The sequence below is a fragment of the Pseudomonas sp. B21-048 genome (assembly GCF_024748615.1).
Classification (GTDB): domain Bacteria; phylum Pseudomonadota; class Gammaproteobacteria; order Pseudomonadales; family Pseudomonadaceae; genus Aquipseudomonas.
Window position 1 is genome coordinate 1,807,433 of record NZ_CP087168.1, and the last position, 17,322, is coordinate 1,824,754.

Here is a 17,322-nt window from a genome sequence, read left to right on the forward strand (position 1 = left end):
CTATTTCCTGTTCGGATTTAAGGTGGTGTAACTAGTGGGGCGACCATCAGCACCAATAGGTGTAACACCGAGAATATCTTCTCTTTTGATTCCACCTTGAATTGCTACCTCCCTTTCATTACTAAATTTGTATTTTTTTCCAAGTTCCTTTACAAGATCTCTACCTGGAATCATTCGCATGGTGTACAAAAAACCACTTCTCATATTGAATTTTGTCGCGAAATCAATTCCAACTTCTCTTTTCGGAGAAGTACTAACAAAATTGCTCGGAGGCTTATTGCTGTCAAGTGAGTGAAGCAGTAAATCATTGCTGTCACCCTTGGTTTTAAAGCCCTGGTAAAAAATTTCATCTGGATGGCGACTATCTCCACGATATAAATACTTTTCCTCAGTATATGGGGGAAGTTGAGCATCCCCCTCATCAACCCCCACCTTACCCGCTGGTTCCTCATCCCCAAACGACGGCTTCTTACACCCATCCCCTCCAGGGCACTCACTCAACCCCAGCGGATCAACCCATCCCACCGGATTGCGCGTGTACTGATAGCCGTTTAACCCGCCCGCCAGCTTGCTCGGGTCTGGCGTCAGGTACCGCCCGACATCTGGATTGTAGTAGCGATGCCGGTTGTAGTGCAGGCCGGTCTCCGCGTCGAAATACTGACCCTGAAAGCGCAGCGGTTGATCGAGGATCTGATGGGTGTCGCGGTTGAGGCGGGTGAGGCGGCCATAGGCGGTGTATCGGGCGGCCCAGATGATGTCGCCGCTGTAGTCGGTGAGTTCTTGTGGTGTGCCGAGGTGGTCGAGTTGGTAGTAGAACGGGCAGGCTTGGCGTGGGCCTTTGCCGTCGAGCATGGCCAGCGGGCGGAAGCTGCCCGGTTCATAGACATAGCTGCGGTAGTGTTCCTTACTGCTTTCGGCAACGAGGTGGTCACCTTGCCAAAAAAATTCGGTGGTTTTTCCATCAACGGTTTTGGCGATGCGGCGGCCGAAGGCGTCGTATCGGTAGCTTGAGCAACGACCGTCCGGGGTACTGACGCCGATCAATCGGTGTTGGCAGTCGTAGCGGTATTCGGTGACGAGTTTCTGCGCGGTGCCACGGCGTTCGCGGATGAGATTGCCGAAGGCGTCGTAGTCGTAATGACGGTCGCCTTGCATCAGCAGACGATTACCCAGCACCTTCGCGGCGCCGGGACGATCCTGCATCAACAGGTTGCCAGCCGGGTCGTGGGCAAAACTTTCCGGCGATTGGTCACGGGAATGGCGGACGCGGATCAGGCGGTCGAGCGAGTCGTATTGGTAGCAGCGCTGGCCGTGGCGGGTGTCGGCGATGTGGTCGAGATTGCCGTTGAGGCTGTAGGCATAGTCGCGGCGGCACAGAGGATGTTGATGTTGGCTGACGGCATGGGCTTTCAGTCGGCCTTGGTCGTCGTAGGCGTATTCGCTGAGCAGCAGGCCTTGCCGGCGCTGAAGCTCGCGATCGGATTTGTACGTGTGACTTGTAAGACGTGCGCCATTGAGGTCAATGGCCATCAGCGCCCCGCCCTTGGCGTGGTGGTAATCGAGCTTGCTGCCGTCCGGCAGACGCAGGCGATTGAGCTGGCTGCAGGCGTCGTAGCCATAACGCAGGGTGCCCCACCCCTGATGCTCGGTGATCAGCCGGTCCTGCTGGTCGTACTCGAATTCCAGCGGGTGATCGTGGCTGTCGTCGACGCTGACGAGTCGGCCCAGCGAGTCGTAGCGGTAGCCGATCTGGATGCCGTCAGGCAACGTCTTGACCAATAGGCGTCCGGCCGAGTCCCGTTGATACCCCGTCACCCGTTGCGAGCCGTCATCGCCGAACTCGGTTTTCTCCAGCAGGTGGCCGTTGAGGTCGTAGGCGTACGCGGTACGGCGGCCGTCGAAGCCGATTTCCTGTCGGATCAGGCCGTTGGCCGTGTAGTCCAGGCGATATTTTTCGCCGGATTCGTTTTCGATTTCCGTGAGCCGTAACTGAGCGTTGTCGTAGCGATAACGCAGTTGCGTGCCATCGGGATTGATCCGGCGGCTGACCAGGTGCAAATCGTCGGCGTATTCATAGCGCGTGACGCGGCCCTGCTCATTGCGTTCGGCGGTGATCTTGCCGTAGGCGTTGTAACTGAAGGTGCGGCTGGCGCCGGTAGGCAGCGTCGTCTGAACCAATCGGCCGACGGCATCCCATTGGTACCGGGTGAGCGCACCATGTTCGTCCTTGCGGGTAATCTGCCGACCCAGCGCATCGTAGGAAAAGCGCCGCTGACCACCGTTCGGCAAGGTCTCTTCGAGCAACTGCCCCAAGGCATTCCAGGCGAACACATGCCGACTGGTGTCCGGGTAGCGGATCGATAGCATTCGTCCCTGAATGTCGTAGTGATAGTGGGTGACTTGCCCGTCGGGATCGGTGGCCTCGGTGACATCGCCTTGAGCATTGCGCCGATATTTCCACACCGCTTTGCCGCGATAGCGCGCATGCAGGAAACCGTTGCGGTATTCGTAGGATGTTGGCTTGTCTTCCGGCGGAATCAGCGCCACCAACCGTCCGACGTCGTCGTAACGGTATTCAGTGACGGCGCCGAGCGGATCCTGCTCGGCCACCAAGCGACCTTGGTCGTCATAGGTCTTGAGCTGTTCGCCACCGTCCAGCTCGACCTTGCGAACCAGCCGCGCGCGGTCATCGTGGACATAAACCTCTTCGCTGCCATCGCTGTTCTGGACGGTGACACTGCCTTGGTCATCCCAGACATAGCGCGCATCCATCTGCGAAAACGATGCCCAATGGCGAATACATCTGGCCGCCTTGCCAGACCGTTCCCACTCCCAGAAGAAGCTCGCGCCACCGGCCAGTTGCCGCTGCAAAATCACGTGCTGGTCGTCGTAGTCGTAACGCTCGCTTTCACCCGCGGCGTTGCTCGCTTCGATCAAGCGTTGGCGGGCGTCGTAGCGATAGAAAACCAGCGTTTGCTCTGTACGCCAGGCCTCACCCATGGCATCGGTGGGATGAAACGACTGGTATTGGATGGCGACGAGGTGCTTGCGCTCGTAGCACAACAACAGAGAACGACCTGCGCCGTTATCGAGGCGTTGAATGCGCTCCTGACGGTCGCGGGTGATGCGCAGACGGTTGTTGTAGGCATCACTGATCGCCGTCAACCGACCGTTATGAAAGTGGTAGAACCGGCTCGTCTCGCCGGCTAGCGCGAGAATCAACTCCTCCGGTTCGTTTCCGAGGTAAATCGCCGCCCGTGACAGGCTGTTGTGGATCAGCGGGCGTTCGACGCTCGGCAGCGGAAACGTCGTACGACGGTTTTCATGGTCGACCCAGACGACCTGTTCATCGTCCAGCTCCAACCGCTGCGCCAGCGAATGGCTCCAGCCCCAGCCCAGCCCGCAATCGATCTCCACCGCGCTGGTGCGGTACAACCGGGTAAAGGCAAACGGCAGTAGCCCATCCAGCGAGCCATCGGTCAGGGTCAGCAGTTCTTCGCCGGTGACCATCGATACCGGACAGCCGCTGGTGCAGGTCAGTGCCGCGCAATCGGCACTGTCGCCGTTGGGGTTTTTCGCCTGATTCGATGCATCGTCGTGAGGTTCGTATCGCCCCAGCCGGGTCATGGCGTTGGACTTGTCGCGAGCGATTGCCACCGGATTGTTCACCCGCACAACCGGTGAGTCGCCGGCGCTGATCTGCAGCGCAACCGTCGGTGCAGGTTTCAGTGGCGCATTCCGCGCGCTGACCGCGAGCGGTTTGAGCGCGCCAGCGTGGGCTGTCAGGTCAGATCTGGTCGTCAGTTCGGCCAGTCGCAAACTGGCCGCGGCCAACCACTGCCGAACTCGCCGGGACTTGATCTTATCCAGTACTTTGGCGCTCATGCCGAGCTTCAGGCCCGTAGGACCGGTGAGGCGCACCAGCAGGAAACTGATCAATAGTTCTGTACGAATTTGCGCCACGGTTTCGGCGACGTACTGCGGCGGCAACATCCTCAGCCAACTGGTAAAGGCGGCGAGATGGATGAACATCAACGGCTCATCGCTCAACATCAGCAGCACATTGGCGATGGCTTCAGTCGAGGCATTCAGCAGCGTTTCAAGCTCGCCTTGGGTCAGGTATTCAAGGAGTTTTTCGCTGTTGGTTTGCAGGTCTGCCAGCAGCGCGTAGACCTGCTTCACGTCATCCCACAAACCGTGCAGCGAACGCTCGAAGCCGCGCCAGTCAGCCTGTTGCAGCATGCCGTAGCGCTGGGTGAACCCTGCCTCGGAAAAACCTGCCCACAAGGGCTCGAATTCGCTCGACCACTCATTGCGCAACCAGCCTTCCAGCTCGCCGATCACGTTTTGATAGGAGGCGTAGAGCGCTTTGACGTGCTCAGTGGAAACATTGGGAAAGAAGGTGATGCGATAACGCTGGCCGCGCCAGCATTCGGGGATTTCGAGGATGCCGCTGGGGCCAATGGTTTCGTGGACGGGCTCACCGAACGTCAGTTCACCATTGCGCTGCGAGATCACCGGTTCGAGCATTACCGGCGTATTGCCGATCGGTACGAAACGCGCGGCCTCAAACAGGTGCACCAGGGTCAACGGACCGCTGGCGGGGCACATGGCGAGCGTCGAGCTGGGGGTGGTTGAATCCTTCGGTGCGCTGAGCCGAACTTCGTTGCCGACCTTGAACACTTGTTCGACATTCAGCGCCCCGCCGGTCCAGAAATTTTCCGCCCAGGCCTCGTAGTCATTGAGGCAGAGTCGAAAATCACCGAGCAACGCTTCGACGTTCGGCTGCTCGGGGTTCATGGCGGCAATCACCAGCAAGCCGATGGCATTGTTCAAGGCCAGGACCTTGTCAGGTTCGAACATTCGCAGTCCCTCGCGCTGATCAATGTGGAGCGCAAGACTTTGCGGGGGATCAACGAGGAAAGAAGTCGGGAAAGGAGGTGTTTGGTGTAGGGAAAGTCGCTAAATCATCGTGGGCGCCTCGGCGCAGATTTTTTGCATCCACCAGGCATTGCCCGTTGCTCTCTGCAGATCGTGCTCGCTATGCTGCTGAACCCTTTAATCCATCACCGACCCGGTCGTGCTTTAGCCGCTCCTGGGGATGTCATGAGAAAACGGATCAGATGCGATGAATACACCCTTGGATGAGTTCGGCCCGATCAAAGCCGTGATTTTCGACATGGATGGCTTGTTGCTGGACACCGAGGGCATTTACACCGAGGTCACGTCCATCATTGCCGAGCGTTATGGCCGGACCTTCGACTGGAGCGTCAAACAGAACATCATCGGTCGTGGCGCGGGTGACCTGGCGCGCTATGTGGTCGAGGCGCTGGACCTGCCAATCAGCGCCGAAAAATTCCTGGCGATCCGCGAACCCTTGATGCGCGAGCGTTTTCCAACGGCATTGGCGATGCCCGGCGCAGAAGAGCTGGTTCGGCACTTGAACGCCAACAACATTCCTATCGCAGTGGGCACCAGTTCTTCACGTCAGTCGTTCGGCCAGAAAACCACTTTGCACCGCGACTGGTTCGCGCTGTTTGACTTCATCGTCACCGCTGATGACCCGGAAGTGGGCGCGGCCAAACCAGCGCCGGATATCTTCCTGACGGCGGCGCGGCGCCTGGGTGTTGCGCCTGAGGATTGCCTGGTGTTTGAAGATTCACCCTTCGGCGTTACCGCAGCGAAAGCGGCGGGGATGACGGCGATTGCGATCCCGGATGCGGCGATGGCCGACGAAAAGTACGCACACGCCGATGGCATTCTTCGTACGTTGAAGGCGTTCAAGCCCAGTGCATGTGGCTTGCCGGCACTCGATTGGGCTTGAGCACTCGATAATCCCGGACACAAAAAAACGCCGGTAACCTGTTGCCGGCGTTTTTATTTCAATCGAACCCTGTATCAGGCGCCGAAACCACCGTCGATGGTCAGGCTGGCACCCGTGATATACCCGGCTTCGGGGCCGACAAGGTAAGCGACGAAGCTGGCGATTTCTTCCACTTTGCCATAACGACCCACGGCCATCAGCGAGATCAGGCTTTCAGCGAAGTCACCGCTGGCGGGGTTCATGTCGGTGTCGACTGGGCCCGGTTGCACGTTGTTGATGGTGATACCCCGTGGGCCGAGGTCACGGGCCAGGCCTTTGGTGAGGCCGACCAGCGCCGATTTGCTCATGGCGTAAGGGCCGCCACCGGCGAAGGGCATGCGCTCGGCATTGGTGCTGCCGATGTTGATGATGCGACCGCCTTCGGTCATATGTCTGGCCGCTTCCTGGGTGGCGACGAACACACTGCGCACGTTGATGGCCAGGGTCTGATCGAAGTCTTCGAGTTTGAAGTCTTCCAGCGGTGCGACAGCCAGAACGCCGGCGTTATTGACCAGGATGTCCAGGCGCCCAAAGGCTACGACGGTGGCGTTAACGGCGTTGCGAATGGCGACAGCATCGGCGCTGTTGGCCTTGATGGCCAAGGCTTTACCGCTTGCGCGGGTGATGCTGTTTTGCAGTTCTTCGGCTTTGGCGGTGGAGCTGACGTAAGTGAAGGCAACGGTAGCGCCTTCGGCGGCCAGGCGTCTGACGATGGCGGCACCGATGCCGCGTGAACCGCCTTGAATCAGCGCTACTTTACCGCTGAGGTGTTGAGTGGTCATGTCGATCTCCAGAAATTCAAGGCGGGCTGCCTTGTTGTTGGAGTCGAGTATCGGCCTCGCATTACCCGCCGTGTAGACCGTCATTGCTATAGTCTGTGTAAACCAAAAGTTTATAGTGGCGCTTATGGAAACCTTCAGCAGTATCGAATGCTTCGTACGTAGCGCCGAGGTTGGCAGCTTCGCCGAAGCTGCGCGGCGCTTGAGTCTGACGCCAGCGGCGGTGGGCAAGAGTGTCGCCAAGCTGGAGGCGCGACTGGGTGTGCGGCTGTTCCAGCGCAGCACGCGCAGCCTGACGCTGACGGAGGCCGGCCACCTGTTTCTTGGTGAAGTCAGCGCCAGCCTGCATACGATCCAGAATGCCGTGGCCAATCTGGCCAGCGCCGAAGGACGCCCGGCAGGCACGCTCAAGGTCAGTATGGGGACGGTGTTCGGACGTTTGTACATCGTGCCGTTGCTGGGAGAGTTTCTGCAGCGCTTTCCGGCAATCAACCCGGACTGGCATTTCGACAACCGCCAGGTCGACCTGGTCGGCCAGGGTTTCGATGCGGCGATTGGTGGCGGATTCGAACTGCCACAGGGTGTGGTGGCGCGCAAGCTGACGCCTGCCCATCGGGTGTTGGTGGCTTCAGCCGAGTACCTGGCGAAGCACGAAGCGATCCTCGACCCCGACGACCTCAAACACCACGACGGCATTTTGATACGCTCGCCACAGACGGGGCGAGTCCGTTCCTGGCAGCTGACCAGTCGCAGCCGGCTACACAACCCGCTGATGCTCAAGACGCGGATGACCATGAGCGATTCGGAAGCTGCCTGCGCCACGGCGGCTCAGGGGTTGGGCATTGCGTTGGTGAGCATGCCGTTTGCCGTGGGCTATCTGGATGCCGGAACGTTGCAGCGGGTGTTGCCTGACTGGTACGTCGACGATGGCAACATCTCCATCTATTACTCCGAGCACAGACTGCTACCGGGAAAGACCCGGGCGTTTGTCGATTTCATTATTGAGCAGTTTGCGGAGCAGGGATTGGGAGCACGGTTTAGTGCTCTGTGAGTCTGATTCAGAACCGAGGTGCGGCCTTCGCGGGCGATCCGACTCGCCCGCGAAGAACGATAACGCAGTCCAAACCGCACCAGCGATTTGGTAAAGATCAAAAGATCGCAGGCTTCGCCAGCGCCTACAGGAACTGTCGCAGGCTACGATCGTTTAAACTTTTGATTTGCTGATAATGTTCCCCGCATGCAGCCCGCATTCTTTCTGCGTGGCTTCTTCCCACCACCAACGACCTTCACGCTCATGCTGGTTCGGCAATACCGGACGAGTGCAAGGCTCGCAGCCGATGCTGATGAACCCGCGCTCATGCAGGCTGTTGTACGGCAGCTCCAGCATGCGGATGTAGCCCCAGATTTCTTCACTGGTCATTTGCGCCATCGGGTTGAATTTGTACAGGGTGCGTTCCGGGGTCGAAAACGCAGTGTCGATTTCCAGCACCGCGACCGCACTGCGGGTGCCCGGGCTCTGGTCTCGACGCTGGCCGGTGGCCCACGCAGTCACGCCCGAGAGCTTGCGACGCAGCGGCTCGATCTTGCGGATGCCGCAGCACTCGCCATGGCCGTCCTTGTAGAAGCTGAACAAGCCCTTTTCCTTCACGAAGGGTTCAAGTTTGGTGTAGTCCGGCGACACCACTTCGATGTCGATCTTGTAGTGCTCGCGCACCTGTTCGATGAAGCGGTAGGTCTCGGGGTGCAAGCGGCCGGTGTCGAGGCTGAACACTTTGACGTTCTTGTTCAGCTTCCAGGCCATGTCCACCAGCACCACGTCCTCGGCGCCGCTGAAAGAGATCCACAGGTCATCGCCGAACTCGGCAAACGCGAGTTTCAGGATGTCCTGGGCGGATTTGTTGGCATAGGTCGTGGCGAGTTCCACGACATCGAACGATGGGCTCATCAGGGCGGCTTCCTACAGGTCGGTGGCGCTGGGCGCTCTATATGTGCCTGATGGTAACAAAATCCTGCGGTGGCTGGTGTGCCCTCTGCGTTGCGCAGAGGGGGGCGAGTCGCTAGAGTTCGGCAGTCCTTTTGCTCGCTCGACTCAATAAACAGTACAAAATGGGAGTGTCTTGTGGAAATTGCCTGTCTGGATCTTGAAGGTGTGCTGGTCCCGGAAATCTGGATCGCCTTTGCCGAAAAAACCGGGATCGAATCCCTCAGGGCCACCACTCGGGACATTCCCGACTATGACGTGTTGATGAAGCAGCGCCTGCGGATTCTCGACGAGCACGGCCTGAAACTTTCCGACATCCAGGAAGTGATCGCTACGCTCAAGCCTCTGGAAGGCGCCAGCGAGTTCGTCGACTGGCTGCGTGAGCGCTTTCAGGTGGTGATTCTATCGGACACTTTTTACGAATTCTCCCAGCCACTGATGCGTCAACTGGGCTTTCCGACCTTGCTTTGCCATCGTCTGATTACCGACGATGCCGGTCGGGTCACGGGCTATCAGTTGCGTCAGAAAGATCCCAAGCGTCAGTCGGTGTTGGCGTTCAAGAGCCTCTACTACCGGGTGATCGCGGCGGGGGATTCCTACAACGACACGACGATGCTGGGCGAAGCCGATGCCGGGATTCTGTTCCATGCGCCGGACAATGTGATTCGCGAGTTTCCACAGTTCCCGGCGGTACACAGCTTTGCGGAGTTGAAGCAGGAGTTCATCAAGGCTTCGAATAGGGCGTTGAGTCTGTAATTGCCGCCGCTGATCGTTCCCATGCTCCGCGTGGGCATGCCTCAATGGACGCTTTGCGTCCGCTTTGGGACGCGGAGCGTCCCGGGCTGCATTCCCACGCAGAGCGTGGGAACGATCATGGTGTCGGTTACAGGCCTTGCAAAGTATCGAGCAACACCTTCACCTTGGTTATCGATTCCTGATATTCCGCCTGCCAGTCCGAATCCGCGACAATCCCGCCGCCGCCCCAGCAGCACACCTGTCCATCCTTGACCAGCAAGCTGCGGATGGCGATGGAACTGTCCATCTCCCCACGCACGTCCAGATACAGCAATGAACCGCAATACAACCCTCGACGGGTCGGTTCCAGCTCATCGATGATCTGCATGGCACGAATTTTCGGTGCGCCGGTAATCGAACCGCCGGGGAAGCTGCCGGCGATCAAATCCAGCGCATCCTTGTCATCCGCCAGCTCGCCGGTAACGCTGCTCACCAGGTGATGCACGTTCGGATAGCTTTCCAGACTGAACAACTCCGGCACCCGCACCGAGCCGATGCGGCAGGTGCGGCCGAGGTCGTTGCGCAGCAGATCGACGATCATCAGGTTTTCCGCACGATCCTTGGGGCTGGCCAGCAGTTCGGTGGCGTTCGCCGCATCTTCAGCAGCAGTCAGACCGCGGGGGCGGGTGCCTTTGATCGGGCGGGTTTCGACGTGGCGCTCGCTGACTTTGACGAAGCGCTCCGGCGACAGGCTCAGCACGGCGTCGCCGTCGGGCAGGCTCTGGAAGCCGGAAAACGGTGTCGGGCACGCCGCCCGCAGCGCGCAGTACGCGGCCCATGGATCGCCCTGGCATTGCGCGCGAAAGCGCTGGGCGAAGTTGACCTGATAGCAATCGCCGGCCTGGATGTACTGCTGAATGCGTTCGAAGGCTTGTCGATAGTCGTCGGCGCTCAGGTCGGCATTCATCGGGCCGTCCAGTTTGAAAGGCTCGATTTGCTGAGGTGCAGGCTGAGTGAACAGTTCGATCAGGCGCCGTCGTTCGCTGTCGATCAGCGTCGGGTGGAACATCAGTTGGCTGGTGGCCAAGTGGTGATCACTGATCAGGGCCCAGTCGTACAGCCCAAAACGTGCGTCGGGCAATTGCAGGTCGTCCCGCGCCTGACTCGGCAGGTTTTCCAGATGTCGACCGAAGTCGTAGCTCAAATAGCCGATCAGGCCACCGGCGAAAGGCAGGTCGAAAGGAACAGTGGCTTCGCCGAGCCGTGTCAGATGGTCGCGAAGGCGTTGAAGGAAATGGCTGCCGCTTTCATCCGGTAACACAGCCAGTTGTTCCAGCGGCCAGGCGCTGAGCAGGTCATAACGCCCACGCTCGGCGCTCGGCCGGCCGCTGTCGAGCAGCACGGCGCCGGGGGCATGACGAATCGCCGCAAAGTATTCGGCGGGGTTGGCACGATAGGGCAGCGGGTGTACGGAACAGGTCAACATGGGCGGGGCAGATCGGCCATCGAGGCGGGGAAGCGATTGTAGTCCTCTGCAGGATTTGCTCCTAGAGGGGATGTCGGGGATTGAACTGTTGGTGCCAGGGTTGAAAGAGTTGGTGGCTGTCAGTCAGCCTTCGCGGGCAAGCCTCGCTCCTACAAGGATCGGCACCATCCTGTAGGAGCGAGGCTTGCCCGCGAATGTCGCACCTTGGTCTCGGATCAACCCTCAACCGCAGGAATATGCCCAAACATTTCCTGAACGAACTCCACGCGTTCCTGCGCTGTTTCGATTATCCCGCGGGCCTGTAATTCTTCCAGTCGTGCTTCGACCGCGTGGGTACGCAACGTCAACCCGCAATCGTTGGCGATTTGAATGTTCAACCCGGGCCGGGCGTTGAGCTCAAGAATCAGCGGCCCTTTCTCCTGGTCGAGCACCATGTCGACACCGATGTAACCCAGCCCGCACAGCTCATAACAGCCGGCAGCGAGCTTCATGAAACCATCCCAGTAGGGCAGTTGCACGCCGTCCACTGCGTTGGTGGTGTCCGGGTGTTTGTTAATGATGTTGTTCAGCCAGGTGCCACGCAATGTCAGGCCGGTGGCCAGGTCTACACCGACGCCGATGGCGCCCTGATGCAGGTTCGCCTTGCCGCCGGACTGGCGGGTCGGCAGGCGCAACATGGCCATCACCGGATAGCCCATCAGCACGATGATGCGAATGTCTGGCACGCCTTCATAGCTGATGCTTTTGAAGATCTGGTCCGGGGTCACGCGGTACTCGATCAGCGCGCGGTCACGGTGACCGCCCAGGGAATACAGGCCGGTGAGGATGCTGGAGATATGGTGCTCGATTTCCTCATGGCTGATGATCTTGCCGGAGACCGTGCGATAGCGGCCCTCAAAGCGGTCGGCAATTACAATAATGCCGTCACCGCCGGCGCCTTGGGCCGGCTTGATCACGAAGTCGGTACGCCCGCCGATGATCTCGCCGAGGTTGTCGATCTCCTTCTCGGTGGAGATCACGCCGTACAGTTCCGGCACATGAATGCCGGCGGCGATAGCGCGCTCCTTGGTGATGATCTTGTCATCGACGATCGGGTACAGGCTGCGCTTGTTGTACTTGAGCACGTAGTCTGCGTTGCGCCGATTGATCCCCATGATGCCCCGGGCTTCCAGGGCTTTCCAGGTCTTCCAGAGACCGAACATCAGGCTTCAGCCTTCTTGAGAAAAGCCTTGAAACGCATCAGTTCGGTCAGGCGGTAACCGCGATAACGACCCATGGCCAGCATGAAACCCACGAGAATCAGCAGAACCGCCGGGAAGGTGAACACGAAGTACACCAGCTCCGGCACGCTCATGATCAGGTGCGCCAGGGAGGCAGCGAACAGCGTGCCGATCGCCACTTTCATGGCATGGCCGCCACCGCGCTCTTCCCAGGTGATCGACAAGCGTTCGATGGTCATGGTCAGAATCACCATCGGGAACAGCGCCACCGACAATCCGCGTTCCAGGCCGAGTTTATGGCTGAACAGGCTGATCGCCGCGATCAGCACCACCACGAAGGTCAGTACCACCGACAGCCTCGGCAACATTTGCAGTTTCAAATGTTCAAGGTATGAGCGCAGCGACAGCCCCAATGCCGTGATGATCGTAAACAACACGATGCCGAAACCGAGCTGGGTTTCCCGGAAGGCGAGGGCGATCAGCACCGGAGTAAAGGTGCCAAGGGTCTGAATGCCGATCAGGTTGCGCAGGATCAGGATCACCAGCACACCGATCGGGATCATCACCATGATCATGAAAGTCTGTTGGGTTTGCAGCGGCAGGCCGTACAGCGAGTAGTCGAGGAAGTTGGCGTCGGAGTTTTCGTCGGTCAGCTTGGCCAGGCGAATGGCGTTCATTTCGCTGTTGTTCAGGCTGAAGGTGACATTGGCTTTTTTGCCGCCATCGACGGTGATCAGGTTTTCATCGCCCGTCCACCACAGCAAGCGGTCGGTGGGCAGGCCCTGTTCGCCGGTTTCCGGATTGAAAAACAGCCAGTCAGTGCCGTTGAAGCTGCGCAACCAGAGTTCAGGGATTTGCGGCTGATCGGCCACCAGGCGAACGGTGTGAACCTTTTCCACCGGCACGTGGGCGATGGACAGTACCAGCTCAACGATTTTGGCTTTGTTCGCGGTGGATGGATCGCCGGCCAGCAGCAGTTTTACGTTGTCGTCGTTGAGGTTGTTGACGCGCTTGATGGCCTCACCGATGAAGGTTTCGACGTCGGCCGAATGCTGGCGGATCGGCGCGAGCAGGGCTTCGGCGGCAACTTTTTCCGGGCCTTCGACGGTGATGCTGTCGCGGAAGGTCGGGCCTTTGACCTTGGATTTTTCGCCGCTGTAGCGCTTGGTCAGCACCAGACGGTAATAAAGGGTCTGGTTGCCCTTGGCCCGACGCGCCGACCAGGTGACCTTGCGGTTGCCGTCGACACGGTTCACCGCCACGCCGTAATTATTGGAAATGAAACTCTCGTTGAGGCTCACATAGTCGCGGCTCAGCGGTGGCACGAACATCTGGATTTTGATCGGATCCTTGGCGTTGGCGACGAACTCGACCTTGGCGTCGATGTTCCACAAGTCGTCGGTAGCGTCTTCGGTCACCGGAATTCCGAGCACGAAAATCTGATAGGCCGTAACTGAAATGCCCAACACCACCAGGATGGCGATCAGCAATTTCAGGTGGAGGGTAAGAGAGCGCATTGGAATTACTCTGCGGTATGTGCGTCGGTGGCGCAGGCGGGTTTGCCAGCAGCGTATTTAAGACTGGGGTCGACCAGCGCATCGAAACGCTTGAGCGCTTCGGAGCCGATCAAGAGCGGGTATTGGAAGGCACTGCGGTCGGTCAGGTTCACTTCGATGCTGCGTAACGCCGAACCCATGCAGATATCCAGCTCGATGACCGGACGGGCGGTGTATTTCTTGCCTTCCTCTGGGTCGTAGTCACCGGCCCGGCGCTTGATCTTGCTGACACGGGCCAGCGGTCGTTCGATGGGGTGCGAATGCGCGGCGTCGATAGCCAGATAGAAGCGCACCCAGGACTCGCCATTGCGTTTGAAACGTTTGATGTCGCGAGCACTCAGAGACGCGGTTTTCGCTCCGGTGTCGAGTTTGGCGGCGACTTGCAGATTGATGCCATCCAGCGAAGCGTACTCATTGAGGCCGTACACAGTCTTTTCCCCTGCCGCGGCGAAACCTGGCAGGCCAAAAAGACAAAGAAATGTGGTGAAGGGCTTGAGTCTCATAAATCCTGGTGCGCAGCGGTCCGTTCTTCAATTCAAGGCCCTGGCATTGCTGCACAAGCTCCCTCGTATGCCTGTCCGTTTTTTATGACAGGCACTGCAGATGACAAGCAAATGCGGGCGGCATTCTAGCACGGTGGGTTTATGGCGCCAGCGCTGGCCGACGGCTATAACTTGAGGTGGTGCTTCCTTATGGTGCAGTGGCTTATTAGACGATTGTCGACAATATCAATTTATTCTTTGACGTAACCGGTCGTATTCGCTAGTTTTTGCGGCATTGGTTTTAAAGGTGTCGACAATATGCTGGATCAACTCGATCCCCCGATCACGGTTCAGGATGACTCGGAAACACTTTCCGAAAACGTCTTCCGACGTATTCAGGCGGCCATCGTCAAAGGCGAGATCGCCCCGGGCAGCAAGATCTCCGAGCCGGAGCTGGCGCGCACCTACGGCATTAGCCGCGGGCCGCTGCGTGAGGCCATTCACCGTCTGGAAGGCCAGCGCCTGCTGGTTCGCGTGCCGCACGTCGGGGCGCGGGTGGTGTCGCTGAGCCACGCCGAACTGCTGGAACTCTACGAAATTCGCGAATCCCTGGAAGGCATGGCGTGCCGTCTGGCGGCTGAACGCATGACGGTCGAAGAAATCGACGAACTGCGTCGGGTGCTGGAAACCCATGAGCGCGATGCGGCGTTTCAGGCCGGTGTCGGCTACTACCAGCAGGAAGGCGATTTCGACTTTCATTACCGGATCATCCAGGGCAGCGGCAACCGCACCCTGACCCAGATGCTGTGCGGTGAGCTCTATCAACTGGTGCGCATGTACCGCATCCAGTTTTCCACCACGCCCAATCGGCCACGCCAGGCGTTTGCCGAACACCACCGAATTCTCGATGCCATCGCCGACCGTGACGGTGAGTTGGCCGAGTTGTTGATGCGCCGTCACATCGGCGCCTCCAAACGCAATATCGCCCGTCACTACCAGGGCGGCACTAACCCGACAGCCACTGAACGAGGTGAGTCATGAGTTCCAACAAGAGCACTCCAGGCCAGCGTTTTCGCGATGCGGTCGCCAGCGAGCATCCGCTGCAAGTGGTCGGCACGATCAACGCCAACCACGCATTGCTGGCCAAGCGCGCCGGTTTCAAGGCGATTTACCTGTCGGGGGGCGGGGTGGCTGCCGGCTCTCTGGGCGTGCCTGATCTGGGGATTACCGGTCTGGATGACGTGCTGACCGACGTACGTCGGATTACTGACGTCTGCGACTTGCCGCTGTTGGTGGACGTGGACACCGGTTTCGGTTCTTCGGCGTTCAACGTCGCCCGTACCGTGAAGTCGATGATCAAGTTCGGCGCGGCGGCGATTCATATCGAAGACCAGGTTGGCGCCAAGCGCTGCGGTCACCGTCCTAATAAGGAGATCGTCACGCAGCAGGAAATGGTCGACCGCATCAAAGCGGCCGTCGATGCCCGCACCGACGACAGCTTCGTGATCATGGCCCGCACCGACGCCCTGGCGGTAGAAGGACTAGAGTCTGCGCTGGATCGCGCGGCGGCATGCATCGAAGCCGGCGCCGACATGGTGTTCCCGGAAGCCATCACCGAACTTGAGATGTACAAGTTGTTCGCCAGCCGCGTGAAAGCGCCGATCCTGGCCAACATCACCGAATTCGGCGCGACGCCGCTGTACACCACCGAACAGCTCGCCGCCGCCGATGTGTCGCTGGTGCTGTACCCGCTGTCGGCGTTCCGCGCGATGAACAAAGCCGCGGAAAACGTCTACACCGCGATCCGCCGCGACGGCACGCAACAGAACGTCATCGACACCATGCAGACGCGCATGGAGCTTTACGATCGCATCGATTACCACACCTTCGAGCAGAAGCTCGATGCGTTGTTTGCTGCGAAGAAATAATGAAAGCCCTGTAGGAGCGAAGCTTGGTCCGGGCGGCGATCCGACGAAGACGGACTGACATTCAACATCAATGTCGACCGACAGACCGCTTTCGCGAGCAAGCTTCGCTCCTACAAGTTTCCCTAACAAATTCAAGAAAAACTGGAGACAGCAATGGCCGAAGCAAAAGTACTCAGTGGCGCCGGGCTCCGTGGCCAGGTTGCCGGGCAAACCGCACTGTCCACCGTGGGCCAGTCGGGCGCAGGCCTGACCTATCGCGGCTACGACGTTCGCGAACTGGCGGCTGACGCACAGTTCGAAGAAGTGGCTTACCTGCTGCTGTACGGCGAGCTGCCAACCAAAGCTCAACTGGCTGCCTACACCGAGAAACTGAGCAAACTGCGTGACCTGCCGCAAGCGCTGAAAGAAGTGCTGGAACGCATTCCCGCCGACGCCCATCCGATGGATGTGATGCGCACCGGTTGCTCGTTTCTGGGCAACCTCGAGCCGGAGAAAGACTTCTCCGAGCAGCACGACAAAACCGACCGCCTGCTGGCCGCGTTTCCGGCGATCATGTGCTACTGGTATCGCTTCAGCCACGACGGCAAACGGATCAATTGCGTGACCGACGAAGCCTGCATCGGCGGCCATTTCCTGCACCTGTTGCACGACAAGAAACCGAGCGAGTTGCACGTCAAGGTGATGAACGTTTCGCTGATCCTCTACGCGGAACACGAGTTCAACGCCTCGACCTTCACCGCCCGGGTGTGCGCCTCGACCCTGTCGGATTTGTATTCCTGCATCACGGCGGCCATCGGCTCCCTGCGCGGCCCGCTGCATGGCGGCGCCAACGAAGCGGCGATGGGAATGATCGAGCGCTTCTCGTCGCCAGAAGAGGCGGTCGAGGGCACCCTCGGCATGCTGGCGCGCAAGGACAAGATCATGGGCTTCGGCCACGCGATCTATAAGGACAATGATCCGCGCAATGAGGTGATCAAGGGCTGGTCGAGAAAACTCGCCGACGAAGTGGGCGACACCGTGCTGTTCCCGGTGTCCGAAGCCATCGACGCAACCATGTGGGAACAGAAGAAACTGTTCCCGAACGCCGACTTCTACCACGCATCGACGTACCACTTCATGGGCATTCCGACCAAGTTGTTCACGCCGATCTTCGTCTGCTCGCGCCTGACTGGCTGGGCGGCGCATGTGTTCGAGCAGCGTGCCAACAATCGCATCATCCGCCCGAGCGCCGAGTACGTGGGCGTCGAACAGCGCAAGTTCGTGCCAATCGAACAACGCTGACTGGTGGGGGC

At 59.2% G+C, this 17,322-nt stretch carries 13 protein-coding genes; 6 read left to right on the forward strand and 7 right to left on the reverse strand.

Annotation, left to right across the window (positions count from 1 at the left end):
• Entirely contained in the window at positions 1 to 4,863 is a 4,863-nt protein-coding gene (locus tag LOY56_RS08350) for an RHS repeat-associated core domain-containing protein (protein WP_258620992.1), read from the reverse strand.
• A gap of 265 nt (positions 4,864 to 5,128) precedes the next feature.
• On the opposite strand from LOY56_RS08350, the gene LOY56_RS08355 reads away from it, so the two are divergent.
• Positions 5,129 to 5,824 carry an HAD-IA family hydrolase gene (locus tag LOY56_RS08355; RefSeq protein ID WP_258620993.1) on the forward strand — a complete coding sequence of 232 codons (696 nt, stop codon included), beginning with the start codon at positions 5,129 to 5,131 and terminating at the stop codon, positions 5,822 to 5,824.
• A gap of 74 nt (positions 5,825 to 5,898) precedes the next feature.
• Here LOY56_RS08355 and LOY56_RS08360 read toward each other — a convergent pair whose 3' ends face one another.
• Entirely contained in the window at positions 5,899 to 6,645 is a 747-nt protein-coding gene (locus tag LOY56_RS08360) for a 3-oxoacyl-ACP reductase family protein (RefSeq protein ID WP_258620994.1), read from the reverse strand.
• Between the two features lie 124 nt (positions 6,646 to 6,769).
• On the opposite strand from LOY56_RS08360, the gene LOY56_RS08365 reads away from it, so the two are divergent.
• On the forward strand, positions 6,770 to 7,693 hold the full coding sequence (locus tag LOY56_RS08365; RefSeq protein WP_258620995.1) for a LysR family transcriptional regulator: 924 nt from the start codon (positions 6,770 to 6,772) through the stop codon (positions 7,691 to 7,693).
• A gap of 153 nt (positions 7,694 to 7,846) precedes the next feature.
• Here the strand turns inward: LOY56_RS08365 and LOY56_RS08370 are convergent, their stop codons facing one another.
• Positions 7,847 to 8,587 carry a phosphoadenylyl-sulfate reductase gene (locus tag LOY56_RS08370; protein WP_258620996.1) on the reverse strand — a complete coding sequence of 247 codons (741 nt, stop codon included), beginning with the start codon at positions 8,585 to 8,587 and terminating at the stop codon, positions 7,847 to 7,849.
• Positions 8,588 to 8,761: 174 nt separating this feature from the next.
• Between LOY56_RS08370 and thrH the strand changes: the two genes are divergently transcribed.
• Positions 8,762 to 9,379 carry a bifunctional phosphoserine phosphatase/homoserine phosphotransferase ThrH gene (gene thrH / locus LOY56_RS08375; protein ID WP_038979889.1) on the forward strand — a complete coding sequence of 206 codons (618 nt, stop codon included), beginning with the start codon at positions 8,762 to 8,764 and terminating at the stop codon, positions 9,377 to 9,379.
• A gap of 127 nt (positions 9,380 to 9,506) precedes the next feature.
• Here thrH and pabB read toward each other — a convergent pair whose 3' ends face one another.
• The 4 genes from pabB to LOY56_RS08395 all read right to left on the reverse strand — a co-directional run bounded on the left by pabB (position 9,507) and on the right by LOY56_RS08395 (position 14,123).
• Positions 9,507 to 10,844, reverse strand: a complete 1,338-nt coding sequence (pabB, locus tag LOY56_RS08380) for an aminodeoxychorismate synthase component I (protein WP_258620997.1) — start codon at positions 10,842 to 10,844, stop codon at positions 9,507 to 9,509.
• A 215-nt stretch (positions 10,845 to 11,059) separates the two neighbouring features.
• Positions 11,060 to 12,046: an alpha-L-glutamate ligase-like protein gene (locus LOY56_RS08385; RefSeq protein ID WP_258620999.1), complete on the reverse strand. Its 987-nt coding sequence runs from the start codon at positions 12,044 to 12,046 to the stop codon at positions 11,060 to 11,062.
• Positions 12,046 to 13,581, reverse strand: a complete 1,536-nt coding sequence (locus LOY56_RS08390; protein WP_258621001.1) for an inactive transglutaminase family protein — start codon at positions 13,579 to 13,581, stop codon at positions 12,046 to 12,048. Before LOY56_RS08390 ends, LOY56_RS08385 begins: the two co-directional genes overlap by 1 nt.
• Before the next feature lie 5 nt (positions 13,582 to 13,586).
• On the reverse strand, positions 13,587 to 14,123 hold the full coding sequence (locus LOY56_RS08395; RefSeq protein WP_258621002.1) for an ATP-dependent zinc protease: 537 nt from the start codon (positions 14,121 to 14,123) through the stop codon (positions 13,587 to 13,589).
• A gap of 297 nt (positions 14,124 to 14,420) precedes the next feature.
• On the opposite strand from LOY56_RS08395, the gene LOY56_RS08400 reads away from it, so the two are divergent.
• The 3 genes from LOY56_RS08400 to prpC all read left to right on the forward strand — a co-directional run bounded on the left by LOY56_RS08400 (position 14,421) and on the right by prpC (position 17,311).
• A complete protein-coding gene (locus tag LOY56_RS08400; protein ID WP_408980354.1) occupies positions 14,421 to 15,143 on the forward strand; it encodes a GntR family transcriptional regulator in 723 nt (240 codons plus the stop codon).
• Positions 15,140 to 16,030, forward strand: coding sequence for a methylisocitrate lyase (prpB, locus tag LOY56_RS08405; RefSeq protein ID WP_063343005.1), 891 nt, complete (start codon positions 15,140 to 15,142; stop codon positions 16,028 to 16,030). The genes LOY56_RS08400 and prpB overlap by 4 nt, the downstream gene beginning before the upstream one ends.
• 153 nt (positions 16,031 to 16,183) lie before the next feature.
• Entirely contained in the window at positions 16,184 to 17,311 is a 1,128-nt protein-coding gene (gene prpC, locus LOY56_RS08410; protein WP_258621005.1) for a 2-methylcitrate synthase, read from the forward strand.
• Positions 17,312 to 17,322 lie beyond the last annotated feature (11 nt).

Coding starts and splice junctions, on each gene's coding strand:
- LOY56_RS08395 (WP_258621002.1), bottom strand. CDS start 14,123: ATGAGACTCAAGCCCTTCACCACATTTCTTTGTCTTTTTGGCCTGCCA.
- LOY56_RS08390 (WP_258621001.1), bottom strand. CDS start 13,581: ATGCGCTCTCTTACCCTCCACCTGAAATTGCTGATCGCCATCCTGGTG.
- LOY56_RS08385 (WP_258620999.1), bottom strand. CDS start 12,046: ATGTTCGGTCTCTGGAAGACCTGGAAAGCCCTGGAAGCCCGGGGCATC.
- prpB (WP_063343005.1), top strand. CDS start 15,140: ATGAGTTCCAACAAGAGCACTCCAGGCCAGCGTTTTCGCGATGCGGTC.
- LOY56_RS08370 (WP_258620996.1), bottom strand. CDS start 8,587: ATGAGCCCATCGTTCGATGTCGTGGAACTCGCCACGACCTATGCCAAC.
- LOY56_RS08360 (WP_258620994.1), bottom strand. CDS start 6,645: ATGACCACTCAACACCTCAGCGGTAAAGTAGCGCTGATTCAAGGCGGT.
- prpC (WP_258621005.1), top strand. CDS start 16,184: ATGGCCGAAGCAAAAGTACTCAGTGGCGCCGGGCTCCGTGGCCAGGTT.
- LOY56_RS08400 (WP_408980354.1), top strand. CDS start 14,421: ATGCTGGATCAACTCGATCCCCCGATCACGGTTCAGGATGACTCGGAA.
- pabB (WP_258620997.1), bottom strand. CDS start 10,844: ATGTTGACCTGTTCCGTACACCCGCTGCCCTATCGTGCCAACCCCGCC.
- LOY56_RS08365 (WP_258620995.1), top strand. CDS start 6,770: ATGGAAACCTTCAGCAGTATCGAATGCTTCGTACGTAGCGCCGAGGTT.
- LOY56_RS08350 (WP_258620992.1), bottom strand. CDS start 4,863: ATGTTCGAACCTGACAAGGTCCTGGCCTTGAACAATGCCATCGGCTTG.
- LOY56_RS08355 (WP_258620993.1), top strand. CDS start 5,129: ATGAATACACCCTTGGATGAGTTCGGCCCGATCAAAGCCGTGATTTTC.